We start from the raw sequence: 18,444 nt of genomic DNA, 5'->3' as shown, positions 1-18,444 counted from the left end.
GTCTACTTGCGGCCCAGCGCCTTCTTCACGAACCCCCAGAAGCGGCCCGCGCGATCCTTCAGGTCCGCGCCCCGGCGATCCTCGGCGGCCTTCACCGCCTCCTTGCTCACCTGGAGCTGCTTCTGGAGCTCCTCCGGCGAGTAGCGCGTGGCGAGCGTCGCCTTCACCTCCTTGCGCGTCGAATACTCACGCGCCTCCACGTGCAGCACGCATTCGGAGTCGAGCTTGAGCGTCACCGCCACGCGCACGGAGCCCTTGGGGCCGCGTGGGAGTCCTTCCATGCGCACGGTGCCCAGGTACTCGTTGGCGGAGATGTGGTTGTCCTCGCCCTGGAAGACGGACAGCTCCATCCGCTCTTCGTTGTCCTGCGACGTGCTGATGGCGAACGAGCGCTGCGTGGGCAGCGGGCTGTTGCGCTCGATGACGCGCTTGAAGCCGCCGCCGGCCATGGCCACGCCAATGGTCATGGGCAGCACGTCGATGAGCACCACGCTGCTCACCTTGTCCACCGAGCCCGAGTACAGCGCCGCGCCCAGCGCCACGGCCTCGTCCGCGTTGACGCTCGCCTGCGCGTTCTTGCCGAACAGGCCCTTGAGCTTGTCGCGCACCAGCGGCATGCGGCTCATGCCGCCCACCAGGATGATGTCGTCCACCTCCGAGGCCTTCAGCTTGGAGTCCAGGAGCACGTCGCGCACCACGTCGATGGTGCGGTTGAGCAGCGGGTCGCAGATCTTCTCCAGGTCCTGGCGCGACATCGTCACGCGCAGGTCCCGGGGGCGGCCCGCGTCGTCCATCATCAACATGGGGATGTGGACCTCGAAGGTGCTGCGCTCGGACAGCGCCATCTTCGCGCGCTCGGCGGCGTCGCCCACGCGCGACAGGGCGATGCCGTCCCCGTTGAACGCGATGCCTTCCTTCTCCTGGAAGCGCTCCAGGAGGAAGTCGACGATGAGGTTGTCGAAGTCGATACCGCCCAGGAAGATGTCGCCGCCGGTGCCCAGCACCTCGAAGACGTTCTTCTCGATGCGCAGGATGGTCGCGTCGAAGGTGCCGCCGCCCAGGTCGTAGACGAGCACCTTCTTGTTGAGCTCGCGGTTGAGGCCGTACGCGAGCGCCGCGGACGTGGGCTCGTTGAGGATGCGCTCCACCTTGAGGCCGGCCATCGCGCCCGCCTTGCGGACCGCCTCACGCTGGGGCTCGGAGTAGTAGGCCGGCACCGTCACCACGGCGCGCTCCACCTTCTGGTTGAGGTGGGTTTCGGCCATCTCCTTGCACTCGCGCAGGATGATGCCCTGCACCTCTTCCAGCGACAGCACGTCGTTGCCCAGGCGCACGGCGGCGCGGCCGGCGGCGTCGGGGGTGATTTCGTAGTGGAAGCGCTCGCGCACCTGCTTCACCACGGCGCTGTCGTAGGGACGGCCCACCAGGCGCTTCGCGCCATAGATGGTGTGCGTGGGCCGCAGCACGAGCTGGTTCTTCGCGCGGTGGCTGACGAGCAGCTTGTTCTGCGCGCTCAGCGAGATGACGGACGGGATGGTGTTGTAGCCCTCGCGCGAGCGGAGCACGACGGGCCGGCCGTTGGACAGGAGCGCCACGCAGGAGTTGGTGGTGCCCAGGTCGATGCCAATCACGGGCCCCGTGCCGGCGAGCGTCTGCGGCGGCGTGAGGTAGATGGGGCGCACCTGGCCGTTGGCGTCCAGGGCTGGGGGCGTGGGGGCCACCGGAGCGGCGGCGGGCGCGAGCGTCGCGGGGGCGCTCGGCGCGGCGGGCGCGGGCGGGGCCTGGCGCACGGAGGGAGGGAGCACGCTCGGCTGCGGCGGAGCGGCCGGGGGCCTGGGGGCGGGACGGCCCGCGGAGGACACGGGCTCGCGCGCCAGTTCGAGCGGCCCGTCGTCGTCGATGGACAGGTCCAGGTCGAACTCGGCGCTGCCACCGGACGGGCGCTGCGGCGCGGGGGGCTGCTGCGGGACAGCGCGGCCCCAGGACGACGCCGGCTCCTGGGCGAGGTCGGGGGCGCGGCCGGGCGCCGCGGGACGGTTGGCGAAGGAGCCGGGCTCCAACGGCAGCTCACCGGGAGCGCGCGCCACGGGGCGCCCCGCCATGGATCCAGGCTCGCGGCCCAGGCCGGGCGCGGCGGCACGTCCCGCCGCGGATCCAGGCTCCAACCCCAGGCCCGGCACGGAAGCACGCCCGGCGGCGGATCCGGGCTCACGCCCCAGTCCGGGAGCAGCGGTGCGGCCCCCCGAGGAGAGCGGTTCAAGTCCCAGGCCCGGCGCGGCGGGACGACCCGCCGCGGACCCGGGTTCGCGCCCCAGGCCTGGCGCCGCAGGGCGACCTCCCGACGAGCGAGGTTCCAGTCCAAGGCCCGGCGCCGAGGCACGACCGGCAGCGGATCCAGGCTCAAGTCCAAGCCCCGGCGCGGCACGGCCCGCGGCGGATCCAGGCTCACGCCCGAGTCCCGGAGCGGCACGGCCGGCGGCGGATCCAGGCTCACGCCCGAGTCCTGGAGCACGGCCGGCGGATCCAGGTTCACGTCCCAGCCCCGGCGCTGCGGCACGGCCGGGCGAGGACGCCGGCTCACGCCCCAGCGGCCGCTGACGACCCGGTGAGGACGTGGGCTCGCGCGCCAGCTCCAACGGGGCGTCGTCGTCCAGCGAGGACAGGTCGAAGTCGAACTCCGCGCTGCCTCCGGAGGGCTTCGCGGGCGCAACCGGTGGCGCCACGGGCATCGGCGCGGGCGTAGGCTGCGGGGCCGCGCGCTGCACGGGCGGCGGAGGCACTGGCGCGGCGCGAGGCGGCGGCTCGGGCGCGACATCCGAGAAATCCAGCTCGAACCCACCCGCGTCGCCCGCGTCCGAAGCCGCGCCGTCCTCCACGGAGAGCCCCACCTCGATGGGCACCTCCTCCAGCGGCTCGCCCATCGCGATGGGCGCATCCACGGCCGGAGCCTCGAACTCGAATTCGAGCCCCGGCAGTGGCTCGTCGTCTCCCGACAGCACGCCTTGCACGGTGGGCGGAGGCGTCCCCGCGATGAGCTCATCCAGCGGGATGTCCACGTCGTTCGCGGAGTCCGCCTGCGCCAACCCCATGTCCTCGTCCGGCATGCCCAACGAGAACGGCTCATCCGCGCCGCCCAGGGACAGCGGCTCATCCGCCGCGGGCGCGGGGCTGGCCGGAGCATCCAGATCATCGAACAGCGAATCGAGCGCGACACCTCCCGCGGCCGGCTGCGCGGGACGCGCGGGCTGCGCGACGGCGGGCCGGGGGGCGGCGGCAGTCGGCTGCGCGGCCACGGGCGGGCGCACCGGCGCGATGCCCGGCGCGGTCAACGGCGCGATGCCCGGCGCGGCCAACGGCGCGATGCCCGGCGCCACGACCGGAGCAATGGACGGCAACGGCGCGGCGGCGGGCACGGCACCGCTCCCCGGCTTGCGCTGGAGCATCAGGTCCACGAGCGCGCGGCTCGCGGTATCCAGCTCCTGGAACTGCAACCCCATGCCCGGAGGCCCCGCGGGGTCGTTCACATCGCGCACCCAGCGCACGCTCGCGGTGCCCTGGAGCACGCGCACGCCGTTGGCGATCTGCACCTCGAAGCGCACGGGCGTGCCCACCGGCTGCGGCGTGCGCGAGCGGATGAACATGCCCCCGGGACTGATGTTGGTGGCGAACTCCTCGGTGAAGCTCCCCACGGTCTCATGCTTGAGCTTCACCAACAGACCGACCGACTTGCGGTCCGAGGTACGCCGACCTTGATCCATGGTTCGGCACTGTCGCGTTCGGGGGCCATTCCCTCAAGGGGGTTCTGGCCCCCTGCCCGTCCGCCCGGTGCCCGTTCAAGACCTCCAGGTGCGCATCTGACTTACCTGTATGCCCCCGCTATCCTGGGACTTCGTTTCCCCCAGGAAGAGGTCCGGGTCCACCGGACGGGAGTTCCCGATGAACGCGGTCCCCCATTTCGCCCCGGTTCCGCTGCATGCGCGGTGGTTGGTGGACCGACGGCATGACCTGCTCTCCACGGTGGGGGGACTGGGCGCGAGCCTGGCGCTGATGGCGTTGCACGTGCTGGGGGGCGTGAGCGGGCCGCCGCTGTGGTGGGCGTGGGTGCTGCTGTTGGACGGGCCGCACCTGTTCGCGACGGTGTCGCGCACGTACCTGGACGCTCGGGAGCGGAGGGCGCGCGCCCGGCTGCTCTGGGGCAGCCTGGGCTGGTTCGCGGCGGGGCCGGCGATGTTCGGGGTGTCGGTGCTGTCCGGGCAGCGCTGGCCGTTCGCGGTGTTCGTGACGCTGGCGGCGCTGTGGGCGTACTGGCACGTGGTGCGGCAGCACTACGGCATCATGGTGCTCTACCAGCGCAAGGCCGGAGAGCGGGACGCGTGGGACCGGCGGCTGGACAGCGTGACCCTGTACGTGGGGCTGCTCGCGCCGTTCGTGGCGTTCGCGCTGACGCATCCGGGAGCGCGGCGCCGGTTGGGTCTGATGGCGGAGCCGACCTGGGAGGTCGGAGTGGCGCACGCGTGCTTCGCCGTGGTGCTCGCGGTGGTGGGGGTGCTGGCGGCGAGGCAGGTGTGGCGGTGGCGCCGGGGGCTGGGGGTGAACGGGCCCAAGTTGCTGATGCTGGGCGCGGCGCTGGGGCTGACGTCGCTGGTGTTCTGGCCGTCGGTGTCGCGGCGGATGGACTTCCTGATGTTCACCGTGGCGGTGACGGCGTTCCACAACGTGCAGTACCACGGCATCGTCTGGTTCTTTCACCGCAACCGCTACCACGCGCAAGGCGTGGACCGGGCCGCGTTCGGCTGGGCGCCGAAGGTGAGCCAGCGCTTCATCATCTACGCGCTCTGCGGGCTCGCGTTCACGCTGGCGTACCGGACGCTGGGCTGCGGCATGGGCGTGCACCCGGGCTGCGGCGCGTTCGACGCGAAGGTGGCGTTGGGAAGCAGTGGGCTCACGCTGCGCGACCTGATGGAAGGCTTCATCTGGGGCTTCGCGCTGCACCACTACTTCCTGGACCAGTACATCTGGCGCGTGCGCAAGGACGCGGGGCTCAACCAGGACCTGAAGCTGAACACCGCGGCGGCGGTCTGACGCTCGGCCAGAGGGTGTGTCGGACCTGTGCCTATTATCCGCGCACCATGGCCAGCAAACATCGGCGGCGGACACCTCCTCGTCCCGCGACCGCGCGTCGCGCCGCCGCATCACCGCCCACGTGGCCCCTGCCCATGCAGCGCATCTCGCTCAGCGAAGCGCGCAGCCATCTCAGCGCGCTCGTGCAGCAGGCGGCCTCCCAGCGGCATCTCACCGCCATCACGGTGCACGATGAACTGAAGGCGTTCATCATCGCGCCCTCGCGTCTGGAGGCCCTGCTGGAAGCGGAGCGAAAGGTACGTCCCGTCCGGAAGCGGAAGTCGAAGCTTCGCGGCTCCCTGCGCATCGTCGGTGACCTGGAAGCTACCGATGAGAGCCCCAGTCAGCGACTCCAGCGCTCGGCACTGACCTCCGCGGAGGTACTGGAGCGTGAGTGAAGGCTACGTGCTCGACACGAATGCCCGCTCTTCTACGTGGTGCCCGCGCCCGTCGTGCTGGAGACGTTGTTGCTTGCCCAGGGCGGGAAGCTGCGATTCCCCACCACTCTGGACGCCTGGTGGGTGGACATCGACTGTCCGGAGTTGGTCCACGACCCCATGAGCGATGCGGATGTCCGGGAGGCGGCCCGGCTCGACTGGGAGCATCGGGACCACTTCGACCGGCTCATCGTCGCGGCGGCCCACAGACTCGGACTGCCGCTCCTCACCCGCGACCGCGCCATCTCCGGCTGGGCGCAGGACACCGGAGGCATCGAGGTCGCGTGGTAGCGCGGCCCCGAGGACTCCGTCCAAATCACGGCGTCACGAGCCGCAGGAACGCATCCTGGTTCCACGTGTCGCCCGCGCCGTCGCGCTGCCAGCCGGACACCACCAGCCCGGACTCCGGCGCCGCCACCAGCGCCGTCGTCGCCAGCGAGCACGTGCCGCTCTCGCACGACTCCGGCGCCAGCGACTTCGTGCCCAGGAGCGCGCCGTCCGCCGCGTAGCGCGTCACCGTATCGCCGCATGCCGTGGCCACCGGGCCCGCGGGCTCCACCGCCGCCACCGTGCCCACGGACGTCGCGCCGCACGTGGGCTGCTTCACCCAGCGCTCCTGGCCGTCCGCCGCCGCCGTCAGCACGAACGGGCCGCCCCCATCCAGCGCCACGCCGTTCCACACCAGCAGGCCCACCGCCTCGCCCGCCACCGCCACCGTGCCGTCCGCGCCCACCGACACGGAGCCCACGCGCCCGTTCACGCCCGGCACCTCGCGGCCCCACGCCAGCGCTCCGTCCGCGCCGAACGCCAGCACCACGAAGCCGCCCGTGCCCTGCGCGTCGAACGTGCGCCCGTCCACCGTCACCGGGCCCACCAGCCGCCCGGCCACCACCGACGTGCCCGTCCCCGACAGCGCCACCGCCGACAGGAGCGTGCCCTCCTTCGCGCCGTTGAACGTCTTCGTCCAGCGCGCCGTGCCGTCCGCCGCGTAGCGCACCAGCCGGGGCGTGTGGGCCTCCGGCGTCCACTCCTCGCCCAGGGCCACGACGCCGCTCGCCGCGTCCGCCGCCACCGCGTAGACCTTCTGGCCCACGCGGCGCTGCCACTCGGGCTCGCCCGCCTGCGTGAACTTCACCAGGAAGCCGTCCTGCGCCTCGCCCAGCCCGAAGTCCGCCGAGTACAGGAACGCGTTGCCGGACAGGAACACCGCGCCGTCACTCCCCGTGGAGCCCGCCACGCGCAGGTCCGACAGGCGGTTGCGCTCGAACTCCTTCGCCCACCGCTTCGTCCCGTCCGCCGAGTAGCGCGACAGCGTCACCACCAGCCGCTCGCCGTCCACCTGCTCGCGGTCCTCGTCCGAGCGCGGCGTGCCGGACGTCACCCACAGCACATCCCCGCCCCGCCCCACCGCCAGCCCCGCGCCCGTGTCATCCTGCGGACCGCCGGACTTGAGCGACCAGGGGCTCGCCGCCGGGGCCGCGGGCGCCGGAGCCTCCGCGGCGGGGGCCTGCGTGGGGGCCTGGGTCCCGGGCGAGGGAGCAGCCGTCTGGGGGGCCGGAGTGGGGACGGTCCCCTGGGCTTCCGTACCGTCAGTCACATCCCCAGTTTCGTCCGCCGGAGCACCACCACACGCAGTGCTTCCCAGTCCGAGGAGTCCCGCGCCCAGAAGTGCCCACCCGCCCCAGATGACTCGCCGTGCTGAACGCATGCCGTGCTCCCATGCCTGCCCTGCTCCATCGCAGGTGCCTTGGGAACGTAAGCAGTGTGTCCACGGTCCGGCATTCCCCCCTCCCCGGGGGGACCTGAAACAGGCCGGGGGGCAGGCACGGGGCCAGGCGCGGGGCCGGGCGGACCCGTGGCCCGTTCCGGCGGAATACCGGACGGCTGGAACGGTTGGCACCCCACGCTCGGGGCCCCGGGGCGACGGAAACCGTTGGTCCGCCCCCGCCGCGCCGATTAAGAGAACCCTTCCATGGAAAGCGCCGCCCCCGCCCCACTCCCCCCGTCCGACGCCACCCCCGAGGATCTGCGCGCCGTCGAGGAGCTTGCCCAGGCCCGCAACGCCATCGTCGAGCAGATTGAGAAGCGCGTCGTCGGTCAGCGGGACGTGGTGGAGCACCTGCTGATTTCGCTCTTCAGCCGCGGCCACTGCCTCTTCGTGGGCGTGCCCGGCCTGGCGAAGACGCTGCTCATCTCCACGCTGGCGGACGTGCTCAACCTGTCCTTCAACCGCATCCAGTTCACGCCGGACCTGATGCCGTCGGACATCACCGGCACGGACATCCTGGAAGAGGACAAGACGACGGGCCGCCGCTCCTTCCGCTTCATGCAGGGCCCGCTGTTCGCGAACATCATCCTCGCGGACGAGGTGAACCGCACGCCGCCCAAGACGCAGGCCGCGCTCCTCCAGGCCATGCAGGAGTACCGCGTCACCGCCGGTGGCCGCACGTACCCGCTGGAGCTGCCCTTCCTCGTCTTCGCGACGCAGAACCCCATCGAGCAGGAGGGCACCTATCCCCTCCCGGAAGCGCAGTTGGACCGCTTCATGTTCCTGGTGGACGTGGGCTACCCCACCGCCGAGGAGGAGGTGCAGATCGTCAAGAGCACCACCGCCGGCGCGCCGCCGAAGCTGGAGAAGATTCTTTCCCCGGAGCGCATCCTCGCCCTCCAGGAGCTGGTGCGCCGCGTGCCGGTGCCGGACCACGTGGTGCGCTACGCGGTGGAGCTGGTGCGCCACACGCGCCCCAAGGAAGCGGGCGTGCCGGACTTCGTGGCGAAGAACGTGTCCTGGGGCGCGGGCCCGCGCGCGAGCCAGTACCTGGTGCTCGCGTCCAAGGCGCGCGCCATCCTCAACGGCCGCTTCGTGGCCACGGTGGAGGACGTGCGGGCGCTGGCGCGGCCCGTGCTGCGCCACCGCGTGCTGCCCAACTTCACCGCGGAGAGCGACGGCATCACGTCCGTGAAGCTCATCGACCAGCTCCTCACGGTGGTGAAGGGCTAGGGACCTCCATCCCATGTCGCTGCTCGACGCCCAGACGCTGTCCCGCCTCCAGGGCGTGAAGCTGCGCGCCCGCGCCGTGATGGAGGGCGTGCTGTCCGGCCTCCACAAGAGCCCCCATCAGGGCCAGAGCGTGGAGTTCGCCGAGCACAAGGAGTACGCCCCCGGCGATGAGCTGCGCCACCTGGACTGGAAGGCCTACGGCAAGTTCGACAAGTACTACGTCAAGCGCTTCGAGCATGAGACGAACCTGCGCTCGGTGATGGTCGTGGATGCGTCCGCGTCCATGGGCTACCAGAGCGGCGCCATGTCCAAGCTGGAGGTGGCCAAGACGCTCGCGGGCGCGCTCAGCTACCTGCTCGTGCGCCAGCAGGACGCGGCGGGCCTGGCCGTCATGGTGGGCGGCGCGTTCAAGGACGTGCCACCCCGCGCTTCCGCCGGACACCTCAACGTGCTCCTGGACGCGCTGGAGCACACGCAGCCCAAGGGCCCCACGGATCTGGGCAGCGCGGCGGATCACCTGGCGGAGGTGCTGCCCCGGCGCTCCACGGTCATCGTGCTGTCGGACCTGCTGGATGAACGGCAGGAGTCGCTCAAGCGCATCCTGGCCCTCCGGCAGCGCAAGAACGACGTGGCGGTGTTCCACCTGGTGGACCCGGCGGAGCTGACGTTCCCCTTCGACGACCCCACCCTCTTCCTGGACATGGAGGGCGAGGGCCGCATCGAGGTGAACCCGCGCGAAATCAAGCAGAGCTACCTGGAGGAGTTCGGCGCGTTCCTCGCGGACGTGAAGGCGAAGTGCGCCGAGGCCGACGTGGACTACGAGCTGGTGCGCACGGACGAGCGGCTGGACGAGGTGCTCCTGCGCTTCCTGGGACGCCGAGGGAGGCGCCGGTGACGTTCGGCAACCCGTGGTTCCTGCTGGGCGCGCTGGGTGCGCTCATCCCCGTGCTGGTGCACCTGTTCGACCGGCGCCGCCCGAGGGCGCATCCGTTCGGGCCGCTCGCGTTCGTGCTGCGCAGCCAGAAGCGCACGGCGAGCCGGCTCAAGCTGAAGCGGCTGCTCTTGTACACGCTGCGCACGCTCATCCTGCTGGCGATTCCCATCGCGCTGGCGCGGCCGGAGTTCACCCGCGACGCGCAGGCGGCCACGGTGACGCGCGGGCCGGCGGCCACGGCGGTCATCCTGGACGCGTCGCTGTCCATGCGCTGGTCGGACGGCACGTCGAACTTCGAGAAGGGCCGCGACGAGGCGCGCGACGCGCTCAAGGACCTGCTGCCGGAGGAGCCCGCCACGGTGATGGTGTGCACGGGCGCGCCGGAAGCGCCCCCGCCGCCGGGCTTCGACCGGGCACGGCTGCGCGCGCTGGTGGACGAGGCGAAGCCCACCTACGGCACGGCGGACCTGTCGCGCTGCCTGGACATGGCCGCGCGGTCGCTGGAGGAGAACCCGATGCCGGGCAAGCGCCTGGTGGTGGTCTCCGACATGACGGGCTCCGGCTTCCGGCTGGAAGCGCCGCCGCCCACGGTGAAGGGGCCCACGGGCGCGATGGTGAAGCCGGAGGTCGTGCTGCGCGACGTGGCGTCCGGGCGCGAGTCGCTGGACAACCACGCGCTGGTGGACCTGCGGGTGGAGCCCGCGCTGCAGGCGGGGCCGCGCGCGTACCAGTTCACATTCACGGTGCGGAACTTCGGCGCGAAGCCGGCGAAGGACCTGGAGGCCGCGGTGCGCGTGGGAGAGTCCACGCTGGCCAAGGGCTTCGTGGACGTGCCCGCGGGAGGCACGACACAGAAGACGCTGACGGTGCGCTTCCCGCAGGGCGGCACGGTGGTGGGCCAGGTGACGCTCGCGCCGGACGCGCTGGCGGAGGACGACCGGCGGGCCTTCGTGTTGCCGGTGCCGCGCGGGCTGAAGGCGCTTGTGGTGAACGGCTCGCCGCATGCGACGCGCTACCGGGACGAGGCCTTCTTCGTGGACGCGGCGCTCACGTCACCGGGCTCGCCGGTGGACGTGGTGGTGCGCGACGCGGAGGTGGGGCTGCGCGAGGACTTCAGCGCGTATGACCTGGTGCTGCTGCTCAACACGGCGGCGCCGTCGGAGGAGGAGGCGCGGAAGCTGTCGGCCTTCGTGGAGAACGGCGGAGGCCTCTTCGTGAGCGTGGGCGACCACGTGAACCCGGAGGCGTACAACTCACGGCTGGGCACGCTCCTGCCGCGCCCCCTGCGCCTGGTGCGCACGAGCGCCGAGCGCGAGGACCCGGACGCGGAGACGAAGACGGCGAAGCTGGCGCAGGTGAAGGTGGACCATCCGCTGTTCGCGCCCTTCACGGGCCGCGCGGAGGAGGGGCTCATCGGGGCGCGCTTCTACAAGTACATGCTGCTGGAGGCGGACAGCCCGTCCGCGCCGGGCACCAGCCAGGTACTGGCCACGTACGAGGACGGCGCGCCTGCGGTGGCGGTGGCGCGCCGGGGCAAGGGGCGCGTGGCGCTGTTCACCAGCACGGTGGACCGCGACTGGAGCGACTTCGCCATCCGCACGAGCTTCCTGCCGCTGATGCAGCGCTTCGCCGCGTACCTCACGGGCTCGCTGGAGGAGCGCGAGGAGGTGCGCGTGCGCGTGGGCGAGTCCGTGACGCTGCGACCGGAAGGCACGCAGAAGGTGGCGGGGGTGCGCGCGCCGGATGGCAGCGAACTGCCGGTGAAGGCACAGCCGGACGGGTCGTTCGTAGCGGGGCCCACGGTGGAGCCGGGGGTGCACGCAGTGCTGGGAGCGGACGGGAAGCCCGTGGCCGCGCTGGACTTCGCCGCCACGCTGGACCCGGCGGAGAGCGACCTGACGCGCGTACCGCAGGACACGCTGACGGCCTACTTCGGCGAGGACACGGTGAAGGCCTCCACGGGGGACGCGGACAAGCCCGCCGTGCCACTGTGGACGTGGCTCATCCTGGCCGCCTGCCTGGCGTTCTTCTTCGAAGGCACGCTGCTGCGGAAGTAGGCCCCGCCCGGCCACGCTGCTCCAAAACCTGTCCGACAGTCGGACAGGTTTCCATGGCTCGGCTGACCCGGAGTCCCTTCCCGGCCACGCTGTTTCAAAACCTGTCCGACTGTCCGACAGGTTTCCGTGGCCCGGCTGGCCCGAAGCCCCTCCTGGCCACGCTGCTTCAAAACCTGTCCGACGGTCCGACAGGTTTCCATGGCTCGGCTGGGCCCGAAGCCCCTCCTGGCCTCGCTGCTCCAAAAACCTGTCCGACGGTCCGACAGGTTGCCGGCACCCGGCCGCGGCGGGAGCAATCACGGCAACGCAGCTCCAAACTGTCCGATTGTCCGACAGGTTTCCCGCCGCCCGGCCGCAGCGGAGCCCCTTCCGGCCACGGTTCTCCTGCGCTGTCCGACTGTCCGACAGGTTTCCCGCTGCCCGGCTGCGGCGGCCTCCCTCGGCCACGGTTCTCCGCGCTGTCCGAATGTCCGACAGGTTTCCCGCTACCCGGCTGAGGCGGCCTCCCTCGCCTCGGCCGCGGTCTTCAAAAACTGTCCGACTGTCCGACTGGTTTGCGCCGCCCGGCTGCTGCGGCTCCCCCCGGCCGCGGTCTTCGAACCTGTCCGACAGGTTTCCCGCCGCCTGGCTGCGGCGGGAGCCCTCCCGGCCACGGGCTTCGAACCTGTCCGACTGTCGGACAGGTTTTCGGGACGCCGATCTCGGGCCCAGCCTGGAAGCCTGCGGGTCGGCCCGCTCCGTGCCCTGACAGGCAGCCGACGCTCGGCATGCGCTCGCAGTGCCCCACGGGCGGCGGGCTCTGCCACACTGCGCCGCCGTGAGCCCTGCTTCCGCCCTGTACCGCGACTGTGCCCGCCTCTTCATGGTGGGCTTCCCTGGCACCCGCATCGACGCCGACCTCGCGGCGCTGATGGATGACGGCATCTACGGCGCCATCCTCTTCAAGCGCAACGTGGGCACCGCCGCGGAGACCGCGGCGCTGTGCCGTGACATCAAGACGCGCGCGGGCCGGCCCTTCATCCTCTCCGTGGACCAGGAGGGCGGCCGGGTGGCGCGCCTTCGCGGCGAGCCCTTCACCGCCCTGCCCCCCATGCGCGAGCTGGGACAGCGCGGCGACGAAGCCCTGGCCGAGCGCGTGGGCCGGCTGCTCGCACATGAGCTGCGCGCCGTGGGCTTCGACTGGGACTTCGCGCCCGTGCTCGACGTGGACACCAACCCGGCCAACCCCGTGATTGGCGACCGCAGCTTCAGCCGCGACCCGGTGGAGGTGGGCCGGCTGGGCGTGGCGCTCGCCAAGGGGCTGGAGGCCGGCGGCGTGGCGTCCTGCGGAAAGCACTTCCCCGGCCACGGCGACACGACGACGGACAGCCACCTCACCCTGCCGAAGCTGCCGCACGACCTGGAGCGCCTGCGCCGCGTGGAGCTGGTGCCGTTCCAGGCCTTCGCGAAGGCGGGGCTCGCGTCGCTGATGACCGCGCACGTGCTCTTCGACGCGCTGGAGCAGGGCGTCCCCGCCACCATGAGCCACCGCGCGCTGCACGACCTGCTGCGCAAGGAGCTGGGCTTCGACGGCGTGCTCGTCAGCGACGACCTGGAGATGAAAGCCATCGCGGACCACTACTCCGTGGCGGAGGCCGCGGTGCAGGGCACGCTCGCGGGCGTGGACCTGTTCCTCGTGTGCCACAAGGCGGACGTGCAGCGCACCGCCATCGAAGCGCTCGTGAAGGCCGTGGAGTCCGGCCGCGTCCCGCGCGAGCGCATCACCGAAGCCCACCGCCGCCTGGACGCGCTCGCCGCCCGCTTCGCGCACCCCGCCGAGGACCGGCTCGCCACGCTGGGCGACGCGGAGCACCGCGCGCTGGCCGAGGGCCTCGCCAGCGCCTTCACCGGCAAGGACCCCACGGAGGCCATGCTCGCGTCGCGTTAGTGGGTGGCGTGCCTGGAGCCCAGCTCGGAGCCCTGGCCCATGGGACCCTGGAAGCGGTCCGCGCCGCCCCGGTCTCCGGGCACCGGCTCCTGGAGCGTGGTGAAGCCGGGCGCGCCAATCTGGTTCTGCAGGCCCTGGGCCCCCGCGGGCTGCGGCTTCAGCGGCGAGCCCTTCGCGTCCGTGGGCACGGTGGCGCCGGAGCCACCCGTCCCCGGCGGCGCGGGCTGCTGCGTGTTGGCGACGCCCTGATAGCGGCTCCCCGCGCGCGGCATGGTGGGCTTGTCACGGTTGCAGCCGGGGCCGACCAGCGCGGCCGTCGCGGCGCACACCGCCACCAGCGTCCAGTGATGAAGTCTTCTTGAGTGCATGGCCTGCTCCCTCCAGAAGCCGTCATGGCCTCGACAGAAGGAGTGGCCACCCCGGTGCCCCACCGGGAGTGGCGGGGCCGGAGGACGGACGCCCGCTGGCACGCTGGCCGGCGGGCGCCCTGGGACTTCCGTCCAACTACCGGTTCTGCAGGTAGACGGGCGGACTCACGTAGGTGTAGGGCGCCTCGAAGCCGCGCGTGCCCTCGTTCGCGGTGGACACGTTCCAGCCGCCCAGACCGTCGGCCGCGGGCGAGTAGGTCGCGCCGCCGAGCACGCCGTAGCGGTGCGCCATCATGCCGCCCGCGTCGTCCCACTTGGAGTTGTTGGACTTGCCCGCCTTCGCCGGCGTGCGCGGGTCGATGCTGGAGCCGATCTTCTCGATGGTGGAGTTGTAGCCCCGGTCCACCGTCAGCACGTGGGGAGGCAGCTTCGCGGCCGCGTCACCGTGGTGCGCGTCCGCGGGGTTCTCGCGCCCCTGCTGCTCGGCCACGTTGTAGACGGCCTCCGGCTGCGTCCCACGCTGCGCGAAGGCATTGCCCCGCGGCTCATCCGGCTGCTTGCCGCCCGTCTCCGGCAGCCCGCCACAGGCCGTGCCCAGGAGCACGCCCGCCGCCAGCGCCGCCGCTCCCATCCACCGCTGAATGCCTCGCTCGCGCATGTTCATCGTCTCCGCCATCCCCGAGGAATGGTCACGCCGTCCTCGCCCACCACCGGGCATCCACCCGGGGGCAGGCCCTGCCGGCCGCCCGCTGTCCGGCCCGGAGGCCGACAGGGCTTCATGGTGAACGGCCGGCCCCGCCCGGGGAGAGAGGAGCCAGCCACGGGCGCAGGCATACACGGTCCCGGCCTCCCTGTCCCGCCAGGAGTGCACCGGCGTCCGCCACCCACGCCCCACCTCAGGCGCGAGCGCCCTTCCGGGCCGCGCCCTTCGCCGCCGGAGCCTTCTTCGCCGCCGGTTTCTTGACAGCGGCGGGCTTCGCCGCCTGAGCCTTCTTGGGGGCCGGAGCCGCGTCGGAGGCCGCCCCGCCCTGGAGCGCGGCCAGGACCTCCGCGACGTGCCCGGCCACCTTCACCTTGGGCCACACGCGGACGACCTTCGCGTCCGGGCCGATGAGGAAGGTCGCGCGGATGAGGCCCATGAACTTGCGGCCATAGAGGGACTTCTCCCCCCACACGCCGTACGCGTCCGCCAGCGCGTGGTCCGGGTCCGCCAGGAGCGAGAACGGCAGCCCCTGTTTCGTGGCGAACTTCTGGTGGGACGCGACGCTGTCCGGCGACACGCCCAGCACCACCGCGCCGGCCTTCACCAGCGCGGAGTGCTCGTCACGGAAGTCGCACGCCTCCGTGGTGCAGCCGGGGGTCGCGTCCTTCGGGTAGAAGTAGAGGACGACGTGCCGCCCCTTGAACTGCGAGAGGGAGACGGTGGCGCCGCTCTGGTCGGGGAGCGAGAAGCCGGGGGCCTTGTCACCTGCTTGGGGCATGGGCATGCGTCGGCTCCATACCCAGACCCCGGGGGCTTCTCAACTCCACGCACGCGACGGGGACGTCAGCGCGCGCCCTCGTCCGCCGGATGGACCTCTTCACCCGGCGGGTGGTCGTGGGCCTCCAGCTTGACCAGGTCCGCCTGGCAGTTCTCCAGCACCTTGCGCAGCATGTTGCGCGTCGCGTCCGTGTGGGCCTCGCCCATCTTCTTCGCGAGCGACTCGCACGCGGCGCGCTTGGCCTCCACGTCGCTGGCGCCCTGGCCGGTCGCGCCGGGCCGGGCCAGGGGACGCGGCGGGACCTTCTCCTGGGCGGCCTTCAGCGCGGCCAGGCGCTTGTCTGCCTCCGGGCGGGCCTTGGAGTCCTTGGGGACGGCCTCGAACTGGGCGGCCACCTCCGCCCACGCCGGGTCCTGGGCGGCGAGGTTCTGGTTGATCAGCTCCTGGTAGCGCTCCTCGGCCTTCTTCAGTTGCTCCGGACCGGGGTCGGTGGAGCAGCCGGACAGCGCGAGCAGCCCCGCGAGCAGCAGCGCGGCGGAAGTTCGGGGATGGGCAATGCGCATGGTGTGGGACGTCCTCCTGCTGGCCACAGGGTTAAACCACGGCTAGGGTGCGCCGTCGTGGCTCCCATCCTGCTCGCCTTCCTGCTCGGCCTGTCCCAAGGCATGCTCCACGCCCTGGGGCCGGACCACTGCGCCGCCATGGCCACGCTCGGCACCCTGGGCGGTGGCCGGCGCCGCGTCGCCCTCATGACGGCGCTGCGCTTCGCCCTGGGCCACGCGGCCATGCTGGGCGGCATCGCGGCGGTGTGCCTGGTCGCGGGCGTGGGCCTGTCGGAGACCTTCGAGCGGTGGGCGGAGGTGTTCGGTGGCGCGGTGCTGGTGGCGCTGGCCGTCACCGCCCTGCTCTTCCCGCACAGCCTGGACCACGGCCACCCGCACCTGCCCGGCCACGACCGCGAGCCGCACGAGCACGTGCACACCGTGAGCACCGCCGCGGGCGCCTTCATGGCCGTCAGCGGCGTGCGGTCGCTGCTCATCGCGCTGCCCCCGCTGCTGGTGGGCGGCAGCATGAGCCTGTCCGCGTGGACGTACCTGCCCGGCTTCGCGCTGGGCATCCTCATCGGCATGGGCGCCGTGGGCCTGCTGTTCGCGGAAGGCCTGTCGCGCGCCAACGCGCGCATCAGCCTGTGGATCCAGCGCGGCGTGGCGCTGGGCTCCGGCGCGCTGGGCCTGTTCTGGATCGGCTCGCGGCTCGTCTAGGGAGCCGCGCGGCGCGGGCGGGCGCGGGGAGCACTCCCGGCCCGCGTGAAGGCACCGCGAGCGCTCAGGAGCGCTTGTCCAGGATGCCCAGCGCCATCATCGACACCAGGAAGCCGTAGACGACGTGCTCCGGGCGGTTGGCGAACGCGAGCAGCTCCGCCACCACGCGGTTGCCGTCAATCTTGGGCAGCAGCTCCGCCTCCCAGCGCTCCAGCTCCACCTCGTTGAGGCCGTAGGCGGGGGCGACGGCGGGGATGAGCCGGTCCTCGGGCTGGAGCAGGCGGCGCAGGCGCTCCGGCTTGTAGAGCTTCTTGATGCCCCGGACGATGAGGTTGGCCGGGTGCACGTCCAGCTTGATGGACTCCGAGGAGGCCTTCTCCTTGAAGCTCATCACGTACGTGCCCTCCTCCCAGGAGAAGAGCGAGTAGATGATGGCCTTCACCTGCTGGCCCACGTAGTACAGCCGCTCGGTGTCCTTGAGCAGGCCGCGCTCCACCAGCACGTCACCGGTGCGCCGGTGGCTCTGCGCGGCGACGGCGGACGCGTCCTGGAGCTGCTCGGGCTTGATCTTCCCCACGCGCACCAGGAACTGCCCGAAGCGGTCCGCCAGCAGGTTGGAGAGCGCGAACACCGGAGTGCCGTTCTCGAAGTAGACGACCTTCTTCACCTTGCCGCGCTGCACGCCCAGCTCGCCCGTCTCACGCGACAGGTAGAAGGCGGTGAGCAGCGACGGGAGGTTGTCCTTCAGCTCGCCCCGGCGGCTGCCCGGCGCGCCCGCGCCCACCGGCAGCGGATCCGGCGGGCGGCCCGGCGTGGGGGGCCGCACCTGGGTGGTGGGCACCTTCTGCATGGGCGTGGCGGTGAGGTTGGCGCCGCGGATTTCGGCCGTGAGGTTGCCGCCGCCGGTGACCTTGATGCGGCCGGTCAGCTCCATGGCGTCCTGCGGGCCCTCCTCCTCCACGTCGATGTCCAGCTCCACCTCGAAGGCGTCCTGCATGGAGGCGGCGGGGACCTTCTTCTCCGCGGGCAGGACCTTGGCCACCGCCTCCAGCAGCTTCTGGGCCTCGAAGGGTTTCTCGAAGTAGCCGGCGGCCTGGTACTTCTGGCGCGCCTCGGTGGCGTGCTTGCCGCCCTTGAAGACGCCGGTGATGAAGAGCAGCGGGAGCTGGGGGTTGTCCTTCCGCAGCGTGTCCGCCAGGTGGTAGCCCATCATGTCCGGCAAGAGGATGTCCAAGACAGCACAGCCGGGGGGCTGGGCGCGGGCGGCCTCGATGGCCTGCTTGCCACGGCTGGCGCCCACCACCTCGTACCCGGCGTCCTCGAACAACTGCGTGAGGAGGGAGAGGAGCTCCTGGTTGTCATCCACGACGAGGATTCGAGGCGCCATCGCGGGGGGACCGTAGCAGATTCGGACGCCGGGGCGGCCAGCGTTTCCAGGGAACCCCGGAAGGCCGCCCGCTTCAGAGGATGGATGCAAGCGCCCCGCTGGGGCGTTAGGGTGGCGCCCGCCTCATGTCCTCCCTCTCCTCCCGCATCTTTCCGGCAGGGCTCCTGGCCGGCCTGCTCCTCTTCTCCCCCCTGGTGGCACGGGCTCAGGAGGGCCAGCAGCCGGACGCGGGCCAGCCGGACGATCCGAACTCTCCGGAAGGGGACGACAACACGGGGCGCGTGCCCACGGACTGCCGCAGCACCAGCGACTGCGCGCCGCGCTTCAGTTGCAACGCGGGCAAGTGCAAGTACACCGGCATCCGCCAGGCGGAGACGCAGGGGTGCCTGCTGGGCCCGCAGGCGGCGCTGATGGTGCTGGGCGTGGCGGCCGTGGCAGGCTCGCGGCGCCGCCGGTAGCCGGCAGGCCC

16 protein-coding genes are annotated in these 18,444 nt (G+C 72.0%); 9 read left to right on the top strand and 7 right to left on the bottom strand.

Going from position 1 to position 18,444, the window contains the following annotated elements; translation table 11 throughout:
• Positions 1-2 precede the first annotated feature (2 nt).
• The gene (locus tag K8612_RS30035) at positions 3-3,758 is read right to left on the bottom strand and encodes a TIGR02266 family protein (protein WP_223764787.1); all 3,756 of its coding nucleotides are present in this window, start codon (positions 3,756-3,758) and stop codon (positions 3-5) included.
• Positions 3,759-3,936: 178 nt separating this feature from the next.
• Here K8612_RS30035 and K8612_RS30030 point away from each other — a divergent pair, with 178 nt between their 5' ends.
• The 3 genes from K8612_RS30030 (at position 3,937) to K8612_RS30020 (ending at position 5,849) form a co-directional block, all read left to right on the top strand.
• Positions 3,937-5,082 carry a hypothetical protein gene (locus K8612_RS30030; RefSeq protein WP_223764786.1) on the top strand — a complete coding sequence of 382 codons (1,146 nt, stop codon included), beginning with the start codon at positions 3,937-3,939 and terminating at the stop codon, positions 5,080-5,082.
• 134 nt (positions 5,083-5,216) lie between these two features.
• Positions 5,217-5,519, top strand: coding sequence for a type II toxin-antitoxin system Phd/YefM family antitoxin (locus tag K8612_RS30025; RefSeq protein WP_223764785.1), 303 nt, complete (start codon positions 5,217-5,219; stop codon positions 5,517-5,519).
• Between the two features lie 36 nt (positions 5,520-5,555).
• Complete coding sequence (locus K8612_RS30020) at positions 5,556-5,849, top strand: type II toxin-antitoxin system VapC family toxin (protein WP_223764784.1); 294 nt, start codon at positions 5,556-5,558, stop codon at positions 5,847-5,849.
• A 25-nt stretch (positions 5,850-5,874) separates the two neighbouring features.
• Here the strand turns inward: K8612_RS30020 and K8612_RS30015 are convergent, their stop codons facing one another.
• Entirely contained in the window at positions 5,875-7,155 is a 1,281-nt protein-coding gene (locus tag K8612_RS30015) for a hypothetical protein (RefSeq protein WP_223764783.1), read from the bottom strand.
• Between the two features lie 375 nt (positions 7,156-7,530).
• On the opposite strand from K8612_RS30015, the gene K8612_RS30010 reads away from it, so the two are divergent.
• The 4 genes from K8612_RS30010 (at position 7,531) to nagZ (ending at position 13,477) form a co-directional block, all read left to right on the top strand.
• The gene (locus tag K8612_RS30010) at positions 7,531-8,559 is read left to right on the top strand and encodes a MoxR family ATPase (protein ID WP_223764782.1); all 1,029 of its coding nucleotides are present in this window, start codon (positions 7,531-7,533) and stop codon (positions 8,557-8,559) included.
• Positions 8,560-8,572: 13 nt separating this feature from the next.
• Positions 8,573-9,454, top strand: a complete 882-nt coding sequence (locus K8612_RS30005) for a DUF58 domain-containing protein (protein WP_223744848.1) — start codon at positions 8,573-8,575, stop codon at positions 9,452-9,454.
• Positions 9,451-11,550: a BatA domain-containing protein gene (locus tag K8612_RS30000; RefSeq protein ID WP_223764781.1), complete on the top strand. Its 2,100-nt coding sequence runs from the start codon at positions 9,451-9,453 to the stop codon at positions 11,548-11,550. The genes K8612_RS30005 and K8612_RS30000 overlap by 4 nt, the downstream gene beginning before the upstream one ends.
• Positions 11,551-12,412: 862 nt before the next feature.
• Positions 12,413-13,477, top strand: a complete 1,065-nt coding sequence (gene nagZ / locus K8612_RS29995) for a beta-N-acetylhexosaminidase (RefSeq protein WP_255672386.1) — start codon at positions 12,413-12,415, stop codon at positions 13,475-13,477.
• On the opposite strand, the gene K8612_RS29990 is transcribed toward nagZ, so the two are convergent.
• From K8612_RS29990 to K8612_RS29975, 4 genes are all read right to left on the bottom strand, one after another.
• The gene (locus K8612_RS29990) at positions 13,474-13,845 is read right to left on the bottom strand and encodes a hypothetical protein (protein WP_223764779.1); all 372 of its coding nucleotides are present in this window, start codon (positions 13,843-13,845) and stop codon (positions 13,474-13,476) included. The two genes, nagZ and K8612_RS29990, sit on opposite strands and share 4 nt — an antisense overlap.
• A 136-nt stretch (positions 13,846-13,981) precedes the next feature.
• Positions 13,982-14,503, bottom strand: a complete 522-nt coding sequence (locus K8612_RS29985; RefSeq protein WP_223744844.1) for a hypothetical protein — start codon at positions 14,501-14,503, stop codon at positions 13,982-13,984.
• Positions 14,504-14,741: 238 nt separating this feature from the next.
• Positions 14,742-15,332 carry a thioredoxin-dependent thiol peroxidase gene (gene bcp / locus K8612_RS29980; protein ID WP_223764778.1) on the bottom strand — a complete coding sequence of 197 codons (591 nt, stop codon included), beginning with the start codon at positions 15,330-15,332 and terminating at the stop codon, positions 14,742-14,744.
• Positions 15,333-15,391: 59 nt separating this feature from the next.
• Entirely contained in the window at positions 15,392-15,889 is a 498-nt protein-coding gene (locus tag K8612_RS29975) for a DUF3987 domain-containing protein (protein ID WP_223744842.1), read from the bottom strand.
• A gap of 57 nt (positions 15,890-15,946) precedes the next feature.
• Between K8612_RS29975 and K8612_RS29970 the strand changes: the two genes are divergently transcribed.
• Complete coding sequence (locus K8612_RS29970; protein WP_223764777.1) at positions 15,947-16,588, top strand: hypothetical protein; 642 nt, start codon at positions 15,947-15,949, stop codon at positions 16,586-16,588.
• A 64-nt stretch (positions 16,589-16,652) separates the two neighbouring features.
• Here the strand turns inward: K8612_RS29970 and K8612_RS29965 are convergent, their stop codons facing one another.
• A complete protein-coding gene (locus K8612_RS29965; protein WP_223744840.1) occupies positions 16,653-17,975 on the bottom strand; it encodes a response regulator in 1,323 nt (440 codons plus the stop codon).
• A gap of 125 nt (positions 17,976-18,100) precedes the next feature.
• Here K8612_RS29965 and K8612_RS29960 point away from each other — a divergent pair, with 125 nt between their 5' ends.
• Positions 18,101-18,433 carry an MXAN_6627.5 family MYXO-CTERM protein gene (locus tag K8612_RS29960; RefSeq protein WP_223744839.1) on the top strand — a complete coding sequence of 111 codons (333 nt, stop codon included), beginning with the start codon at positions 18,101-18,103 and terminating at the stop codon, positions 18,431-18,433.
• Positions 18,434-18,444: the final 11 nt, after the last annotated feature.

Origin of the sequence: Corallococcus sp. AS-1-6 (genome assembly GCF_020037015.1) — a bacterium.
Lineage (GTDB): Bacteria > Myxococcota > Myxococcia > Myxococcales > Myxococcaceae > Corallococcus.
This window is presented reverse-complemented; position numbering and strand designations above follow the sequence as displayed.